Origin of the sequence: Bradyrhizobium prioriisuperbiae (genome assembly GCF_032397745.1) — a bacterium.
Taxonomy (GTDB): Bacteria; Pseudomonadota; Alphaproteobacteria; order Rhizobiales; family Xanthobacteraceae; genus Bradyrhizobium_A; species Bradyrhizobium_A prioriisuperbiae.
On sequence record NZ_CP135921.1, the window covers coordinates 8,636,792 to 8,652,939 of the forward strand.

The following is a 16,148-nucleotide window of genomic DNA, read 5'->3' on the forward strand; positions in this document are numbered from 1 at the left end:
ATTTTCTCTGCTCGGAGTACTCTCCATGGAAACCCTCAAACTGCAGAAGCAGGTCCCGGTCTCGGCGATGCTCGATCCGAAGATCGTGCTCCCTGCGATCGGCTCTTCTTTCGTCAAGCTCGACCCCCGGCTGATGATCAGGAACCCGGTGATGTTCGTGGTCGAGGTGGTCGCCACACTGACGACGGTCATCTTCCTGCGCTCGCTCTTCACCGGCGGGACCGATATCGGCTTCACCTTCCAGATCATTCTCTGGCTCTGGTTCACGGTGCTGTTCGCGAACTTCGCCGAAGCCGTCGCCGAAGGCCGCGGCAAGGCCCAGGCCGAGTCGCTGAAGAAAACCCGCACCGAAAGCAAGGCCAAGCTGCTTACCGGCATCGACAAGAGCTATCGCGTCGTAGCCGGCACCAGCCTGAAGGTCGGCGATATCGTGCTGGTGGAAGCCGGTGACAACATTCCCTCCGATGGCGAGGTCATCGAGGGCGTGGCGTCGGTCAACGAGGCCGCGATCACCGGTGAATCCGCGCCCGTGATCCGCGAATCCGGCGGCGACCGCTCGGCGGTGACCGGCGGCACCCAGGTGCTGTCGGACTGGATCAAGGTGCGCATCACCGCGGCACAGGGCTCGACCTTCATCGATCGCATGATCAAGCTGGTCGAAGGTGCCGAGCGCCAGAAGACCCCGAACGAGATCGCACTCAACATCCTGCTGGCCGGCCTCACCATCATCTTCGTGTTCGCGACGGTGACGATCCCGAGCTACGCGTCTTACGCGGGCGGCTCGATCTCGGTGGTGGTGCTGGTGGCGCTGTTCGTCACCCTGATCCCGACCACCATTGGCGCTCTTCTTTCAGCCATCGGCATCGCCGGCATGGACCGCCTGGTGCGCTTCAATGTGCTGGCTATGTCGGGCCGCGCGGTGGAAGCCGCCGGCGACGTCGACACCCTGCTGCTGGACAAGACCGGCACCATTACGCTGGGCAACCGTCAGGCGACCGCGTTCCGTCCGGTGCGCGGCGTCACCGAGCAGGAACTGGCCGATGCGGCGCAACTCGCCTCGCTCGCGGACGAAACGCCGGAAGGCCGCTCCATCGTGGTGCTGGCCAAGGAGCAGTATGGCATCCGCGGCCGCGACATGGCCGAACTCGGTGCCACCTTCATCCCGTTCACGGCGCAGACCCGCATGAGCGGCGTCGACACCGGCAGTTCCTCGGTTCGCAAGGGCGCCGTCGAGGCGATCCTCACCTATGTCAACGGACCGGCGCCGCGCATGGCGGCGACGGCGGGCAGCGCTGTTCGCGTGCTGCCGACCACCAGCAGCGAGACCGCCCGGGAAATCCAGGCGATCTCCGACGAGATCGCCAAATCCGGCGGCACCCCGCTGGCGGTGGCGCTCGATGGCCGGCTGCTCGGCGTCATTCACCTCAAGGACATCGTCAAGGGCGGCATCCGCGAGCGTTTTGCCGAGCTGCGCCGCATGGGCATTCGCACGGTGATGATCACCGGCGACAACCCGATGACCGCGGCAGCGATCGCAGCCGAGGCCGGCGTCGACGACTTCCTCGCCCAAGCAACGCCAGAGGACAAGCTGAAGCTGATCCGCGACGAACAGGCCAAGGGCAAGCTGGTCGCCATGTGCGGCGACGGCACCAACGACGCCCCTGCCCTGGCGCAGGCCGACGTCGGCGTGGCCATGAACACCGGCACGCAGGCGGCACGTGAAGCCGGCAACATGGTGGACCTGGATTCCAACCCGACCAAGCTGATCGAGGTGGTGGAAATCGGCAAGCAATTGCTGATGACCCGCGGTGCGTTGACTACCTTCTCGATCGCCAACGACGTCGCGAAGTACTTCGCCATCATCCCGGCACTGTTCATCGCTTTCTATCCGCAACTGGAGGCGCTCAACATCATGGGGCTCGCCAGCCCGAAGAGCGCCATCCTGTCGGCGATCATCTTCAACGCGCTGATCATCATCGCGCTGATTCCGCTGGCACTGAGAGGCGTCGCTTACCGTCCGATCGGCGCCGGCGCACTGCTGAGCCGCAACCTGCTGATCTACGGCCTCGGCGGCATCATCATCCCGTTCATCGGCATCAAGGCGATCGACCTCGTCGTCACCGCCTTGCACCTGGCCTGATCGGTCAGAGGAGAAAAAGTCATGTTGAAAGAAATCCGCCCCGCCATCGTGATGCTTGTCGCGCTGACCGCCATCACCGGCCTCGCCTATCCGCTGGCCATGACCGGCATCGCCGGTGTGCTGTTCCCAAGTCAGGCACAAGGCAGCCTGATCGAGAAGGACGGCAAGGTCATCGGCTCCGCCCTGATCGGCCAGGAGTTCAAGGGCGATCAGTATTTCCACGGCCGGCCGTCGGCCACGACCGCGGCCGATCCCGCCGATTCCACCAAGACGGTGCCGGCGCCCTACAATGCGGCGAACTCCGCCGGCTCGAATCTCGGACCGACCAGCAAGGCGTTGATCGACCGGGTGAAGGAAGACGTCGACAAACTGAAAGCCGAGAACCCGTCGGCACCGGTGCCGGTTGACCTCGTCACCAGTACGGGCAGCGGCCTCGATCCGCATATCTCGCCGGAAGCGGCCTACTTCCAGGTGCCCCGCGTGGCGAAGGCCCGCAAGCTGCCGGAGGATACCGTGCGCAAGCTGGTCGACGACCGTGTCGAAGGCCGCCTCGCCGGTATCCTGGGCGAACCCCGCGTGAACGTTCTGGCGCTCAACCTGGCGCTGGATCGTGCAGCTGCGAATTAGGCTGCTAGGCCGGCACCGTGACGAGGGTTAGAATGCCTGATGGCAATGACCACGCGCGATTCTGAACAACGACCGTCGCCGGACGCCCTCCTCGAGGCCGTCCGGCGCGAGGAAAGCCAGGGCGGTCGGTTGAAGATCTTCCTGGGCGCCGCGCCCGGCGTCGGCAAGACCTACGAGATGCTGCAGAGCGCCCATGCCCGGCGCAAGTCCGGCATCGATGTGGTTATCGGCGCCGTCGAAACCCACGGACGGCTGGAAACCCAGGCCCTGCTCGACGGACTCGACATCCTGCCTCGCAAGCGGCTGGAGTATCGCGGACAGTATCTCGAAGAGATGGACCTCGACGCGCTGCTGGCGCGCAAGCCGCAATTGGCGATCGTGGATGAGCTCGCCCACACCAATGCGCCCGGCAGCCGGCATCCCAAGCGTTATCTCGACGTCGAGGAACTGCTGAACAACGGCATCGACGTCTACACCGCCGTCAACATCCAGCACATCGAAAGCCTGAACGACGTGGTCGCGCAGATCACGCGGGTGCGCGTGCGCGAGACGGTGCCGGATTCGGTGTTCGATCTGGCCGACGCCATCGAGCTCGTCGACCTGACGCCGGACGACCTGATCCAGCGCCTGAAGGAAGGCAAGGTCTATGTCCCCAAGCAGGCCGAACGCGCGCTCGAACATTATTTCTCGCCGGGAAACCTGACGGCGCTGCGCGAGCTGGCACTGCGCCGCACCGCCGAGCGGGTCGACGAACAACTGCTCAACCACATGCAGGCGAACGCGATCCCCGGCCCGTGGGCCGCCGGCGAGCGCATTCTGGTCTGCCTCAGCGAAGACCCGCGAACAGCAGGTCTCATTCGTTACACCAAACGCCTGGCCGACCGCCTGCACGCGCCCTGGACGGCGATCTGCATCGAGACCCGGCGCAGCCTGCAACTGACCCAGACCGAGCGCGACCGCCTCGCCGACATGCTGCGGCTGGCCGAAACCCTTGGTGGCGAGACACTGACCATCCCCGCCGTCGGCCGCCGGATCGCGGACGACGTCCTGAGTTTCGCCCGCGCCAACAATGTGACACAGATCGTGGTCGGCAAATCGAACCGGTCCTGGTGGTTCGAACTGGCGCGCGGCTCGGTGGTGCACGAACTGGTGCGCGCCGCCGGCAACATCAGCGTTCATGTGATCGCCGGCGACAAGCTGGACGCGGACGCCGTGTCCGCCGCCAGAGGCATCCGCGCCGCCGAGCCTTCGGAGCCTTTCAAACCATTACCCTACGCCATGTCGCTGATGTTCGTTGCGATTGCGCTGGGCATCAGCATCCTGATCCGCCCGTTCTTCGGCATCGAGAACGTCGACCTCGTGTTCCTGACCGGCGTGATCGCCGCCGCGGTCCGCTTCGGCCTGCTGCCCTCTCTGCTCGCCAGCATCGCCGCGTCGCTGTGCTACAATTATTTCTTCCTGCCGCCGATCTACACCTTCACTATCGCCGATCCGACCAATATTGCGGCGTTCTTCTTTTTCATGCTGCTCGCCTTCCTGGTCTCCAACGTCGCGGCGCGGGTGCGCAGCCAGGCGGTCGCGGCCACGGAGCGGGCCCGCACCACCGAGTATCTCTATTCGTTCAGCCGCAAGCTCGCCGGCACCGCCGCACTCGACGATGTGCTGTGGGCGACGGCCTACCAGACCGCCCTGATGCTGAAGGTGCGTGTGGTGCTGTTGCTGCCGGAAGATAGTCTGATCACGGTGAAGACCGGTTATCCCCCGGAAGACGAACTTGACCAGGCCGATCTCGCCGCCGCCAACTGGGCCTGGAGCAACGACCGCCCGGCCGGACGCGGCTCGGACACCCTGCCCGGCGCCAAACGCCTGTTCCTGCCGATCCGCACCGGACGCGGCCCAATCGGCGTGGTCGGCATCGACGACGACCGCTCCGGCCCGATCCTGACACCCGACCAGCGCCGGCTGCTCGACGCCCTGATGGACCAGGCGGCGCTGGCGATCGAACGCGTTCACCTGGTCGAGGACGTCGACCGGGCAAAACGTACGGTCGAAACCGACCGGCTGCGCTCGGCGCTGCTGACCTCGATCTCCCACGACCTGAAGACGCCGCTTTCCTCGGTGCTGGGATCGGCCAGTGCACTACGCGACTTCTCGACCAAGCTCAACGACAGCGAGAAAGCCGACCTGCTCGGCACCATCATCGACGAGTCCGAGCGACTCAATCGTTTCATCGCCAACCTGCTCGACATGACCAAGCTGGAATCCGGCGCGGTGGCGCCGAATTCGGCGCTGCACGACCTCAGCGACATCATCGGCAGCGCACTGCGGCGGGCGAGCAAGATCCTGGCGCAGCATCGCGTCGAGCTGGCGTTGCAACCGGACCTGCCGATGCTGGAGCTCGACGCCGTGCTGTTCGAACAGGTGCTGTTCAATCTGCTGGACAATGCGGCGAAGTACGCCCCCGCCGGCAGCCTGATCGAGGTTCGCAGCTGGCGGGACTCGGACACGGTCTGCCTCCAGATACTGGATGAAGGCCCAGGCATTCCGCCGGACGACCTGTCGAAAGTATTCGACAAATTCTATCGCGCCCAGAAGGGCGACCATGTCCGCGCCGGCACCGGGCTTGGCCTTGCCATTTCCCGCGGCTTTGTCGAAGCCATGCACGGGACGATCACTGCCGGGAATCGCAACGATCGCAGCGGCGCCGTGCTCACCATCCGTTTGCCGATTCCGAAAACCAAAACAAAACTGGATACCGCAGCATGAGTGCAGCTCCTCTCAAGATCCTCGTGGTCGACGACGAGCCCCCGATCCGCAAACTGCTGCGGATGGGCCTCAGCACCCAAGGGTACGAAATCCTGGACGCGCCGAACGGCAAGACCGCGCTGGAACTGCTGGCGAAGAAGCCGGACCTCGTGATCCTGGATCTCGGCCTTCCCGACATTCAGGGCCACGAGCTGCTGCGCATGATCCGGGCGCGCGACGACAGCATTCCGGTCGTGGTGCTGTCCAGCCGCGGCGACGAGGCCGGCAAGGTGCAGGCACTCGATCTCGGCGCCGACGATTATGTGACCAAGCCGTTTGGAATGGATGAACTGCTGGCCCGCATCCGCGCGGCGCTGCGGCATCAATTGCAGGTGCAGGGCGAGCGGCCAATCTTCCGGACCGGTGACCTCTCGGTCGATCTGGTGCGCCGCATCGTCAAGATCGGCGACAAGGACGTCAAGCTGTCGCCGAAGGAGTACGACCTGCTGCGCATCCTGGTGCAGCATGCCGGCAAGGTGCTGACGCACCGCTTTCTCCTTGGCGAATTGTGGGACGACCTGACCGATGCGCAATACTTGCGCGTCTATGTCCGGCAGCTGCGGCAGAAGATCGAGGGCGACGCGGAACAGCCGCAATACATTCTGACCGAAGCCGGCATCGGCTATCGGCTGCGCGCACCAGACTGACGAAGATCGACGCGCCGACTGGAACAAGTCATGAAGATTTCAGATTTTCTGCTCCCTACCGATGTCATCATCGACTGTCGCGCGGCCAACAAACACCAGTTGCTGCAGAAGCTCGCGCACAAGGCCGCGCCCACGCTCGGCCTGCCCGCGGAAACCATCCTGTCGGAGCTTTTGAAGCGCGAGGAACTGGGATCGACCGGGGTCGGCGGCGGCGTCGCCATTCCACACACCCGGCTGGCGGCGGTGAAAAAGCCGCTTGGCGTCGTGGTGCGCATGAAACAACCGATCGACTTCGAGGCGATCGACGGTCAGGCGGTGGATATCGCCGTGTTGCTGCTGTTGCCGGCCTCGCCCGAGGCCGATCAGCTTGTCGCTTTGGCGCTAGTGGCCCGCAAGCTGAAATCAGCCGAGACCCTGACCCTGCTGCGCAGCATCAAGACGCCTGCGGATTTTTACGCAGCCCTGACCGATTGAACATCGATCAGTGAATGCCGACGCCAAGCAGGCGATCGATCAGGCCACGATCCTGCTTCAGCTCCTCCGACGATCCACCCCACGCCTGCCGTCCGCGCTCGATGACAATGACGCGGTCGGCGAAATCCAAGGCGCGTTCGATCTGCTGTTCGACCAGAACCACGGTCATGTCGCCGGATGCCGCCAGGCGCGCAATCATGCTCATCAGTTCGTCGCAGATCACCGGCGCGAGCCCTTCCAGCGGCTCGTCCAGCAACAGGATCGACGGCTTGCCGAGCAGGGTTCGCGCCATCGCCAGCATCTGCTGTTCGCCGCCCGAAAGCTGTAGCCCGAGGTGCCGCCGCCGCTCACCGAGCCGTGGAAACATCTCGTAGGCCTCGGTGAGATCGGCCCGCGACCGCCCCTTCAGGCCGGTCGAGAGATTTTCCTCCACGGTGAGGGAGCGGAAGATATCGCGGGTCTGCGGCACATAACCAACGCCACGCCGCGCACGCGACGAGGTGCTGCTGTCGGCGAGATCATGGCCGTCGACCTTGATCGCACCGCGATGCCGGGTCGACAGCCCCATCAGTGTCGCGAGCAGCGTGGTCTTGCCGACGCCGTTGCGGCCGAGGATCGCCAGGCGATCCCCCGCCGGCACGGCAAAGGACATGTCGGTGATGATCTGCGTCGGCCCGTAACCGGCGCTGAGGTTGTCGACGTCAAGCCGTGCGGCGGCCATCGGCATAGCTCCCGAGATAAGCGCGGCGGACTTCGACATCGGCGGTGACGGCGGCGGGTGTTCCCTCGAAGATCAGCCGGCCGCCGGCAAGCACCAGCACCCGCTTGGCGAAGCGAAACACCAGGTCCATGTCGTGTTCGATCATCAGCACGGCGATGTCCGAGGGCAGGCGATTGATCGCCTCGAGGATGCGCGGCGCCTCGTCATGCGGCACGCCGGCGGCGGGTTCATCAAGCAGAAGCACCTTGGGATTGAGGGCCAGCCCGATCGCCAGCTCCAGCAGGCGCTGCTGGCCATAAGCGAGTTGCACCACCGGCAGCCGGGCCAGATGGCCGATGCCGAGTTGTTTCAACAAGTCCTGGCATTCGGCGCGAACGTCGGACGCAGCCGCGGCCAACGACAGGAAGCGACGTGTCATCCGTCGGCGCTGCATGACCGCGAGCGCGACGTTTTCCTCCGCCGTCAGGCTGGTGAAGAGACGAGTGATCTGGAAGGTGCGAACCAGGCCGCGGCGCACCCGCCGGGCGATCGGAAGACGCGTGACGTCCTCGCCATCGAACACGATCTGTCCGCGGCTCGGCGGCAGGTCGCCGGACATCACATTGACCAGGGTGGTCTTGCCGGCACCGTTCGGTCCGATCAGGGCGACACGGTCGCCGCTGGCAAGGCTGAATGAGACGTCACGATTGACGTGCAGGCCACCGAACGCCTTGGACACGCCATGCAGCGCCAGAAGCGTGCTCATGACCGTCCTCCGCGGCTGCGCAATTTCGACCACAGCGCCGCGGCGCCATGGGCCAGACCGCGTGGCATGAACACCACGATCAGGATCAGCAGCAGACCGACCAGCGTCATCCAGTGGAACGGGTTGGTGGCGGAGACGATGTGTTCGAAAATCTGGAAGATGATCGCCCCAGTCAGCGCACCCCAGAGACTGCCAGCACCACCGAGCACCAGCATCACCAGCACTTCGGCCGACCGCTCGAAGCTGACGCTGTCCAGCCCGACCACCCCCGTTGTGATGGCGGTCAGCGCGCCGCCGATCCCGGCCACTGCGCCGGACACGCCATACATCACGATCAGCCGCGGATACACCGATGCGCCGATCATCTGTGCGCGCAAATCGTCGTCCTTGATGCCGCGGCAGAGCAGGCCGAACGGCGACCGAACAAACCGCAGCAGCAGCGCAAACACCACGCCGAGCACGACAGCCGAAAACACGTAAGCCGTGCGGCTGTACATATCGAAGGCAAAAATGCCGAAGACTTTTCCCGGCGTGATGCCGGAGAGACCGTCGCTGCCGCCGGTCAGGATCGACAATTTGTTCGAGAGCGCTGCAACGAGCTGGCCGATCGCGATCGACAGCACCAGTTGCGGCAGACCGCGGAACCGGGTGATCAACGCACCGGACGCAAGCCCGACAACGGCGCCGGCGGCAAGGCCGACCAGCAGGAGCAGCAGCGGATTGGTGATTCCGGCGAGACAGGCATTGCCGACCACATAGGCACTGACGCCGAACAGCGCCGCCTGCCCCAGCGTCGCGACGCCGCAATAGCCGGTGACCAGATCGAGCGAGAGTACCAGCAGCGCGATGCTGATCAGGCGGGTGAGAAACGCGAGATCGTCGGGAAACAGAAAATATCCGGCGATCCCGAGCACGGCGATCACCGCAATGCCGGCGAGTTCCGTCGCCAGGGGCAATCGCTTGTCCGGTACGACAATGGTCGTCGATGACATATCCATCTCAGTGCGCCCGCCCAAGCAGCCCATGCGGGAACAGGAACACGATCACGATGACCGCCAGATAGAAGAAGAACTCGCCGAATTCGGGGGCGAGATACTTGCCGGTGGTGTCCGCCAGCCCCAGCAGCAGCGATGCCGACAACGCGCCGGCAATGGAGCCCGCGCCGCCCACCGATACCACCACCAGGAAGGTGACCATGTAGCGCAGCGCGTAGAACGGTTCGATCGGCAGGAGTTCAGCGCCGACCACGCCGCCGAACGCCGCAAGGCCGACAGCCAGCGCGAATGTCGCCGAATAGAGCATCTCGGTGCGGATGCCCAGCGCCTCGGCCATGTCGCCATTGTCCACGGCGGCGCGCAGGCGAACGCCGAACTCGGTCTTGTCGAGCAGGAACCACAAAGCCAGCGCAGTAACGGCGCCGCAGGCGATCACGAACATGCGGTGGGTCGGGACCATCCGGAAGCCGATGTCGAGCGGACCGCTCAGAGCGGGCGGCAGCGGGATCGATTTCAGGGTCGGCCCGAACACGAAGTTCACAATACCGATGACGAAGAAAGTGATGCCGATGGTCAGCAATAGCTGAGTGAGCGCATCGGATTTTCGATAGATCCGGCGATACAGCAGAACCTCGAATGGTATCGAGATCGCGATGGTGCCGACGACAGCGATCAGGATCGCGACCGCATAAGGCAGGCCCATGGCGCGCAGAGCATAGGAGGCAAGGTAGCCGCCAATCATCGCGAACGCGCCATGCGCCAGGTTCACGACGCGCATCAGGCCCATCATGATCGACAGGCCGATCGAGATCATGAACAGCACCATGCCGTAGGACACGGCATCGACACCAATGCTGAGGATCGTTCGCAAGCTGTTATCCTATCGGGCGGCCACCGGCGAGCCGAGCATTAAATCGGCGCCTACGCAGTCCGTAGCCCGGATGAGCGCAGCGACATCCGGGTACATGCTCAAGATCAGGTCCCGGGTATCGCTACGCTCACCCGGGCTACACTGTCCGTCACTTCAAAGCAAAACACATGCCGGTCTCGCGACCAAACGCCGCGAGACCGGCTTGCGTTATCAGTTCGCGCTCATCGCCCAGTCGGGCTGCGCATCGAAGGTCTGGATTTCCTTGTTGATGAGCTTGCCGTCCTGCTTGGCGACTTCGCGCAGATAGACGTTCTGGCGGATGTGCCGGGTGGCCGGATCGATCGAGACCGGCCCGCGCGGGCTGACCCACTTCAAACCTTTGACCGCCGCGAGCGCCTTCTCCGGATCGCGCTGGCCGTTGGTCGCCTCGATCATCTTGTAGATCAGGCGCGCGCCGTCGTAGGCCGCGACCGAGGTCATGGTCACTTCGTCGAGCTTGCCGCCGCCCTTGACCAGTTGGTCGAGGAACGCCTTGTTTTCCGGCGAGGCGTGGGACACGGCATAATGATAAGTCGACAGGATGCCGATGCCGCTGTCGCCGATGTTCGGCAGATCCGGCTCGGTGACGACGTCGCCAGTCGACATCAGCTTGACGCCTGCCGCCTTCAGGCCGTTATCGATATAGGCTTTAACAAAGCCCAGGGTCGGCGGACCGGCAGGCAGGAAGGTGAAGATGGTGTCGGCACCGGAATCCTTGATCCGCTGCATGATCGGGCTGAAGTCCGTGGTGTTGAGCGGCATGCGGATCGCCTCCGCAACGCTGCCACCTTCCGCCTCGAAGGTCTTGCGGAAGGCCGTCTCCGCATCGATACCCGGACCGTAGTCGCTGACCGCGATCGCGACTTTCTTCGAGCCATTGGCCTTGGCGACCTTGGCCGCCGGCACCGTGTTCTGCCACATCGTAAACGAGGTGCGCACGATATAGGGGCTCTTTTCGACGATGGCCGAGGTGGCGGCGTTCATCACCACCAGCGGTGTCTTGGCTTCTTCCAGCAGCGGGGCAACCGCCATGGCATCCGGGGTAAAATAAAGCCCGGCGAGATACTGCACCTTGTCCTTGACCAGCAGTTCCTGGGCCAGCGCCTTGGACTTGGCGGGATTGGGGGATTCTTCGTCGCGATAGATAAACTCGACCTGATGCTCGCCGACCTTGGCGCCGTTTTCGGCAACCCAGGCATCGATGCCCATCTTGAAATTCTTGCCGAACAGCGCGTACGGCCCGGACATGGTGCCGATCACGCCGACTTTGATCACATCCGCTGATGCCGCCGTACTCAACAGGCCGAGCGCGGCCAATGCGGACAACAGTTTCACAGGCTTACCCATTCAGTCCCCCTTTGAAGTCAGATCTGCGTCAGAACATTTCGAAATATTCGCGCTGCTCCCATTCGGTGACTTCCGCCTGGAAACGGTCGATTTCCGCATTCTTGATGTGGACGTAATAATCCACCAGCTCCGCCCCCATGGCGTTGCGGAAGAACGGATCCTCTTGTAACGCGAACACCGCCTCACGCAATGACTTCGGCAGCAGGCTCGCCTTGGTCTCGTAGGGTGTATCCGCCGACGGTCCGGGATCGAGCGCCCGATCGACGCCGTCGAGGCCGGCCAGGATCTGCGAGGCCATGTAGAGATAGGGATTGGCCGCGGGCTCGCCGATCCGGTTTTCCAGCCGGGTGGCCGGATCGTTCGGGCCGCCCAGCACCCGGATCATGACGCCGCGATTGTCGCGGCCCCAGATCGCGCGGTCAGGCGCCAGCGAATAGGACCGATAACGCTTGTAGCCATTGATGGTAGGCGTGGAAAACACCGCCGAGGCGCGGGCATGCTCCAGAAGACCCGCCATATAGCCGCGGCCGAGGGGCGAGAGGGTCTCCCCCTCGGTCGACATGAAAGCGTTCTTGCCGCTCGCGCGCGACACCAGCGATTGATGCAAATGCCAGCCCGACGACATCACGTTCGGAATTCGCGGACGGCACATGAAGGTGGCGTGATAACCGTGACGCTGGCAGATCTGCTTCACGGCGCTGCGAAACAGCACCATGATATCGGCCGGCGCGAGACCCACCGTGGGCTGGAATACGAATTCGCACTGGCTCGGGCCGTATTCCACTTCCATCGAACGCAGCGGCAGCTCCAGCGCCATCACATCGCGCCGAATCAGTTCCAACGCCGGCTCCATCTGGTCGTAGCGCTGCTCGGTCAGGTACTGATAGCCCTGCGACAGCAGGCTGACGACCGGCGGCTCGCCCGGATAACCCGGACTGCCGGCGTCGCTCGGCGCCAAGCGCGCATTCTCGACCTTGAAGATATGGAATTCGACTTCAAGACCGGCCATGAAGTCATAGCCGCGCTGCGCCAGGCGCTCGATCACCGATTTATAAAGACTGCGCGTGGCAAACGGCACCGGACGACCGTCGGCAAAATAGAGATCGCAGAGCATCCAGCCGGTGGTCGGCGCCCACGGCAGCACACGAAACGTGCTGGGATCGGGGATCATCAGCACATCGGCTGCGCCCTGCATCTCGCGCATGCCGAAGCCGCCGCCGGCGGTGAACACCGGAAACACCGTGCGATGCGAGGTGTCCTTCGCCAGCATGGTGGTGGTAATCGAGCAGCCGCTTTCCAGCGAGCTCAGCGCTTCGCCTGATATCAGCGTCTTGCCACGCAGGATGCCATGCTGGTCGGGAAACGACAGGCGGATGGTGTCGAGCTTGCGCTCCTCCGCCAGCTTGCGCAGGCGGACCGCTGCGTCCTTCTGCTCCTGCGACCAGAGACCATGTCGCGCGACGAAACTCACCGAACCCCTCTCCCCTGACATCGGCGCTTATTCCGCCGCAGTGATGAGATGGGGGACCTTGTCGGCGATCTCAGCCGGCACCGGCGCGGCCCAGGGGGCGCCGCGGCGACGCTTGACGTCGACCTCCATCCAGTAGGTCTCCCAGCCGCGGGTCGGCCCAATGCCGTCCATGGTCGCGGGACCCTGAATGCTGCGGGCATGCGGCGCGTCGAGATGCAGCAAGGGCTTGCCTCCGGCGACCGCCTTTTCGATCTCCTGACGCAGCAGGCGACGGTACTGAATGATCGCCTTGTCGGACTGCCCGAGATGCTCGCGGGTCCGATCCTGGATTGGCCCCATCGATTCCACGGCCCACTGGTCGTGCACGTTGATGTCGAGGCCCATGCCGGTATAGGTCTCGGTCGCCTGCTCGTGCGGATCGAAACCGTAGTCGTTGTTCTTGTTGCGGCGCGACCTGTAGTCCGGCAATTCGTAGAGCTCCAGCCGCTGGTCGCGCATCTTCTGCTTGTCGACCGGCTTGGTGTAGCTGGTGAAGATCGCATACCAGTAACAATGGGTGTCATCCACCGGCACATGCCACTGGGTGATGGTCATCTCGGTGCTCATCGGAATGACGAAACCGTGCGGGAACAACTGGTTGGTGACCCGCACATGGGTGCGCTGCTCGTCGAGCTCGCGCAGCGCGATCAGCCGCAGGCCGTATTCGGTGCGCTCCACATTGATGATGGGGCGATCATACTCGCGCAGGATGCGGGTCATCGGCAGGTCGCTGTCGGCGGAGGCGCCGCGGAACTGCTTGCCGTAGGACGCCGAGGTGTCTTCGTCCTCGAAGAAGCGATGCAGGAACGAGGCGTGCGCCGGATCGATGCCGACCTCCAGCGCCTGCAGCCAGTTGCACTCGAACAGGCCCTTGAAGGCAAACGTATAGGCGTCCGGCGCGACAAAACAATCCAGTTCCGGAAATGCCGGCGGCTCGCCTTCGCCCAGATAAGCCCACAGCATGCCGCTCTTCTCGACCACCGGATAAGCGCGCTGCTTGATGTTCTTGCACAGCGGCGATTCGGCCGGCTCCGCCGGGGTCTGCAGACATTCGCCGTCGACACTGAATAGCCAGCCATGGAAGGCGCAGCGCAGGCCGCCGTTTTCGAGCCGACCGAACGCGAGATCGGCGCCGCGATGCGGACAAGCGCGATCGATCAGGCCATAACGCCCGGTCTCGTCACGAAACAGCACGAAGTTCTCGCCGAGCAGCCGCACCGGCTTGATCGGGCGCTCGCCCTGCAGCTCGTCGACCAGTGCGGCCGGCTGCCAGTACATCCGCATCAATTTGCCGGCGGGATCTTTCGGCCCGACCCGCGTGATCAGATCATTCTGTTCCTGGCTCATCATGATGGCGTCCTCCCAAATTACAGATACTGGTCTTGCTGTCAGCGTTGAAAAACGATCTTGCCGCCGACCATGGTCATGTCGGCCTGGATGTCCTTGATCTGGTCGTCCGGGACCGTCATGTAATCGCGCGACAACACGACGAGATCTGCGAGTTTTCCGGGCTCCAGCGAGCCCTTGGCATTTTCTTCAAACATATAACGCGCGGCTGAGGTTGTGTAGAGACGGATCGCCTGCTCGCGACCAATGGCCTCGGAGGCGCCGTACACCTGACCCGCCGGATTTTTCCGCGTCACCATGATGTACATGTTGAGAAACGGATTGGCCGGATTGACCGGAAAGTCGGTGCCCGCCCCCAGATTGTCCATGCCCATGATGTCGATCAAGGTCTTGGTCGGCACCGCGCGATCCGCGATCGCGCGCCCGAGGAAACGCTCCACCGTCGCAGCCTTGTCCCACATGAAGACATTCTGGAAGTCGACCCGCACACCCAGCTTTTTGGCGCGTGACATCTGCTCCGGCAACATCAGGCTGCCATGGATCAGCACAAAACGTCTGGCGCCGATCGACTTCTCCTTGTCGGCGGCCTCATAGGCATCGAGCACCTGATCGATGCCCAGATCCCCGACCACATGCACACCGACGCGCCAGTCATAACGATTGCAGATCGCGATGAGCTGCTTCAACCGCTCGGCCGTCACCGCGGTGATGCCGTGATAATTGTCGTGGCTGTCGGGATAGACCTCACGCATCAGCGCGGTCTTCAGCGTCATCCCGCCATCATAGAAGATCTTGATGCCGCCGAACTTCAGCCAGTCGTTGCCGAAACCGGACGAAACACCATTGCCACTCATGATGGCCTCCCATGCCGCCAGATCCTCCGGCGGCTGGGGGCGAAACATCACGCCGACACGCAGCGTCGAGTCGCCGGCAACCGCAAGCTGCTGCAAGGCATGGATATCCGTGGCCTCGGTTGCGCCCTCCACCGCGCTGGTGATGCCGTAGCTGTTCAAGGCGCGCATCGCGATCTTGAACTGTCGCGCCTGGTCTTCCGAACTCCAGGGCGGCACAACGCCGGAAACGCGCGCGATCGCGGTCTCGACCAGCACGCCGGACATTTCACCCTTGGCGTCCTTTTCAAACGAGCCACCCGACGGGTCCGGTGTTTCCCTGGTGATACCGGCGCGCTCGAAGGCGAGACTGTTGGCCATGGAAAAATGCCCGACCGTCTGCAGATAGACCGGATTGGCCGGCGCGACACCGTCGATCTCCTGGCGCGTGAGATAGCGCTTTTCCGCAAGCTGTGACGGCGGATGCCAGGGGCCACCGATGATCCACTCGCCCGGCTTCTTGTTGGCGACGAAGACCTTGATCAGGCCCAGCGCGTCGGCCACGGTTTTCGCGGAACTCATGTTGACGACATAATCGCCCATGCCCGCGGCCTTGAAATGGGTGTGAGTGTCGATCAGGCCGGGGACAGCGGTCTTCCCAGCGAGATCAATGGTCCGGGTCGACGGACCGGCCAGCTTGCCGATCTCGTCACGCGATCCGACCGACACGATCCGGCCATCCCGGATCGCCAATGCATCGGCCACCGAAGATGTTCGGTCGAGGGTGAGTATCTTGCCGTTGACCAGAATGGTGTCCGCAACGGGCAGCGGCGATGTTTGCGCAGACGCGTCCAAACCAAGCACCTCAAGGCAGGCGACAACAGCCGCAACCACAAATCCGCACCGCGATCCCTGTCTCAAGACCAACTCCCAATTCGATTTTATTTTGTTCGTTTAGCGAACTTTTGTCCGATTATAATCAAAAATTATTCCAAAGCAAGCCTCTTAGAACGGCTCAAAAGGCGTCAGAGTGCGGCTAATCCTTGTGCA

General features: G+C 63.5%; 13 protein-coding genes. 5 read left to right on the forward strand and 8 right to left on the reverse strand.

The window, feature by feature from the left end:
• Positions 1-25: 25 nt before the first annotated feature.
• From kdpB to RS897_RS40070, 5 genes are read left to right on the forward strand one after another with little or no spacing between them, the layout of a single operon-like run.
• Entirely contained in the window at positions 26-2,140 is a 2,115-nt protein-coding gene (gene kdpB / locus RS897_RS40050) for a potassium-transporting ATPase subunit KdpB (protein ID WP_315834168.1), read from the forward strand.
• A gap of 21 nt (positions 2,141-2,161) precedes the next feature.
• On the forward strand, positions 2,162-2,767 hold the full coding sequence (locus tag RS897_RS40055) for a K(+)-transporting ATPase subunit C (RefSeq protein ID WP_315834169.1): 606 nt from the start codon (positions 2,162-2,164) through the stop codon (positions 2,765-2,767).
• A 39-nt stretch (positions 2,768-2,806) separates the two neighbouring features.
• Complete coding sequence (locus RS897_RS40060; protein WP_315834170.1) at positions 2,807-5,533, forward strand: DUF4118 domain-containing protein; 2,727 nt, start codon at positions 2,807-2,809, stop codon at positions 5,531-5,533.
• Positions 5,530-6,219, forward strand: coding sequence for a response regulator transcription factor (locus RS897_RS40065; protein ID WP_315834171.1), 690 nt, complete (start codon positions 5,530-5,532; stop codon positions 6,217-6,219). Before RS897_RS40060 ends, RS897_RS40065 begins: the two co-directional genes overlap by 4 nt.
• Positions 6,220-6,249: 30 nt before the next feature.
• A complete protein-coding gene (locus tag RS897_RS40070) occupies positions 6,250-6,693 on the forward strand; it encodes a PTS sugar transporter subunit IIA (protein WP_315834172.1) in 444 nt (147 codons plus the stop codon).
• A gap of 7 nt (positions 6,694-6,700) precedes the next feature.
• Here the strand turns inward: RS897_RS40070 and RS897_RS40075 are convergent, their stop codons facing one another.
• From RS897_RS40075 to RS897_RS40110, 8 genes are all read right to left on the reverse strand, one after another.
• Entirely contained in the window at positions 6,701-7,414 is a 714-nt protein-coding gene (locus tag RS897_RS40075; RefSeq protein WP_315834173.1) for an ABC transporter ATP-binding protein, read from the reverse strand.
• A complete protein-coding gene (locus RS897_RS40080) occupies positions 7,395-8,159 on the reverse strand; it encodes an ABC transporter ATP-binding protein (protein ID WP_315834174.1) in 765 nt (254 codons plus the stop codon). The genes RS897_RS40075 and RS897_RS40080 overlap by 20 nt, the downstream gene beginning before the upstream one ends.
• On the reverse strand, positions 8,156-9,151 hold the full coding sequence (locus RS897_RS40085) for a branched-chain amino acid ABC transporter permease (RefSeq protein WP_315834175.1): 996 nt from the start codon (positions 9,149-9,151) through the stop codon (positions 8,156-8,158). The genes RS897_RS40080 and RS897_RS40085 overlap by 4 nt, the downstream gene beginning before the upstream one ends.
• Positions 9,152-9,158: 7 nt before the next feature.
• On the reverse strand, positions 9,159-10,025 hold the full coding sequence (locus RS897_RS40090) for a branched-chain amino acid ABC transporter permease (protein WP_315834176.1): 867 nt from the start codon (positions 10,023-10,025) through the stop codon (positions 9,159-9,161).
• Positions 10,026-10,235: 210 nt separating this feature from the next.
• A complete protein-coding gene (locus RS897_RS40095) occupies positions 10,236-11,411 on the reverse strand; it encodes an ABC transporter substrate-binding protein (RefSeq protein WP_315834177.1) in 1,176 nt (391 codons plus the stop codon).
• A gap of 28 nt (positions 11,412-11,439) precedes the next feature.
• Entirely contained in the window at positions 11,440-12,882 is a 1,443-nt protein-coding gene (locus RS897_RS40100; protein WP_315834178.1) for a glutamine synthetase family protein, read from the reverse strand.
• A 27-nt stretch (positions 12,883-12,909) separates the two neighbouring features.
• On the reverse strand, positions 12,910-14,271 hold the full coding sequence (locus RS897_RS40105; protein WP_315834179.1) for an aromatic ring-hydroxylating dioxygenase subunit alpha: 1,362 nt from the start codon (positions 14,269-14,271) through the stop codon (positions 12,910-12,912).
• Between the two features lie 38 nt (positions 14,272-14,309).
• Entirely contained in the window at positions 14,310-16,019 is a 1,710-nt protein-coding gene (locus RS897_RS40110; RefSeq protein ID WP_315834180.1) for an amidohydrolase, read from the reverse strand.
• Between the last annotated feature and the right edge of the window lie 129 nt (positions 16,020-16,148).

Bases quoted from the DNA above. Each gene is read 5' to 3' on its own strand.
- kdpB (WP_315834168.1), top strand. From the start codon at position 26: ATGGAAACCCTCAAACTGCAGAAGCAGGTCCCGGTCTCGGCGATGCTC.
- RS897_RS40055 (WP_315834169.1), top strand. From the start codon at position 2,162: ATGTTGAAAGAAATCCGCCCCGCCATCGTGATGCTTGTCGCGCTGACC.
- RS897_RS40060 (WP_315834170.1), top strand. From the start codon at position 2,807: ATGGCAATGACCACGCGCGATTCTGAACAACGACCGTCGCCGGACGCC.
- RS897_RS40065 (WP_315834171.1), top strand. From the start codon at position 5,530: ATGAGTGCAGCTCCTCTCAAGATCCTCGTGGTCGACGACGAGCCCCCG.
- RS897_RS40070 (WP_315834172.1), top strand. From the start codon at position 6,250: ATGAAGATTTCAGATTTTCTGCTCCCTACCGATGTCATCATCGACTGT.
- RS897_RS40075 (WP_315834173.1), bottom strand. From the start codon at position 7,414: ATGGCCGCCGCACGGCTTGACGTCGACAACCTCAGCGCCGGTTACGGG.
- RS897_RS40080 (WP_315834174.1), bottom strand. From the start codon at position 8,159: ATGAGCACGCTTCTGGCGCTGCATGGCGTGTCCAAGGCGTTCGGTGGC.
- RS897_RS40085 (WP_315834175.1), bottom strand. From the start codon at position 9,151: ATGTCATCGACGACCATTGTCGTACCGGACAAGCGATTGCCCCTGGCG.
- RS897_RS40095 (WP_315834177.1), bottom strand. From the start codon at position 11,411: ATGGGTAAGCCTGTGAAACTGTTGTCCGCATTGGCCGCGCTCGGCCTG.
- RS897_RS40105 (WP_315834179.1), bottom strand. From the start codon at position 14,271: ATGATGAGCCAGGAACAGAATGATCTGATCACGCGGGTCGGGCCGAAA.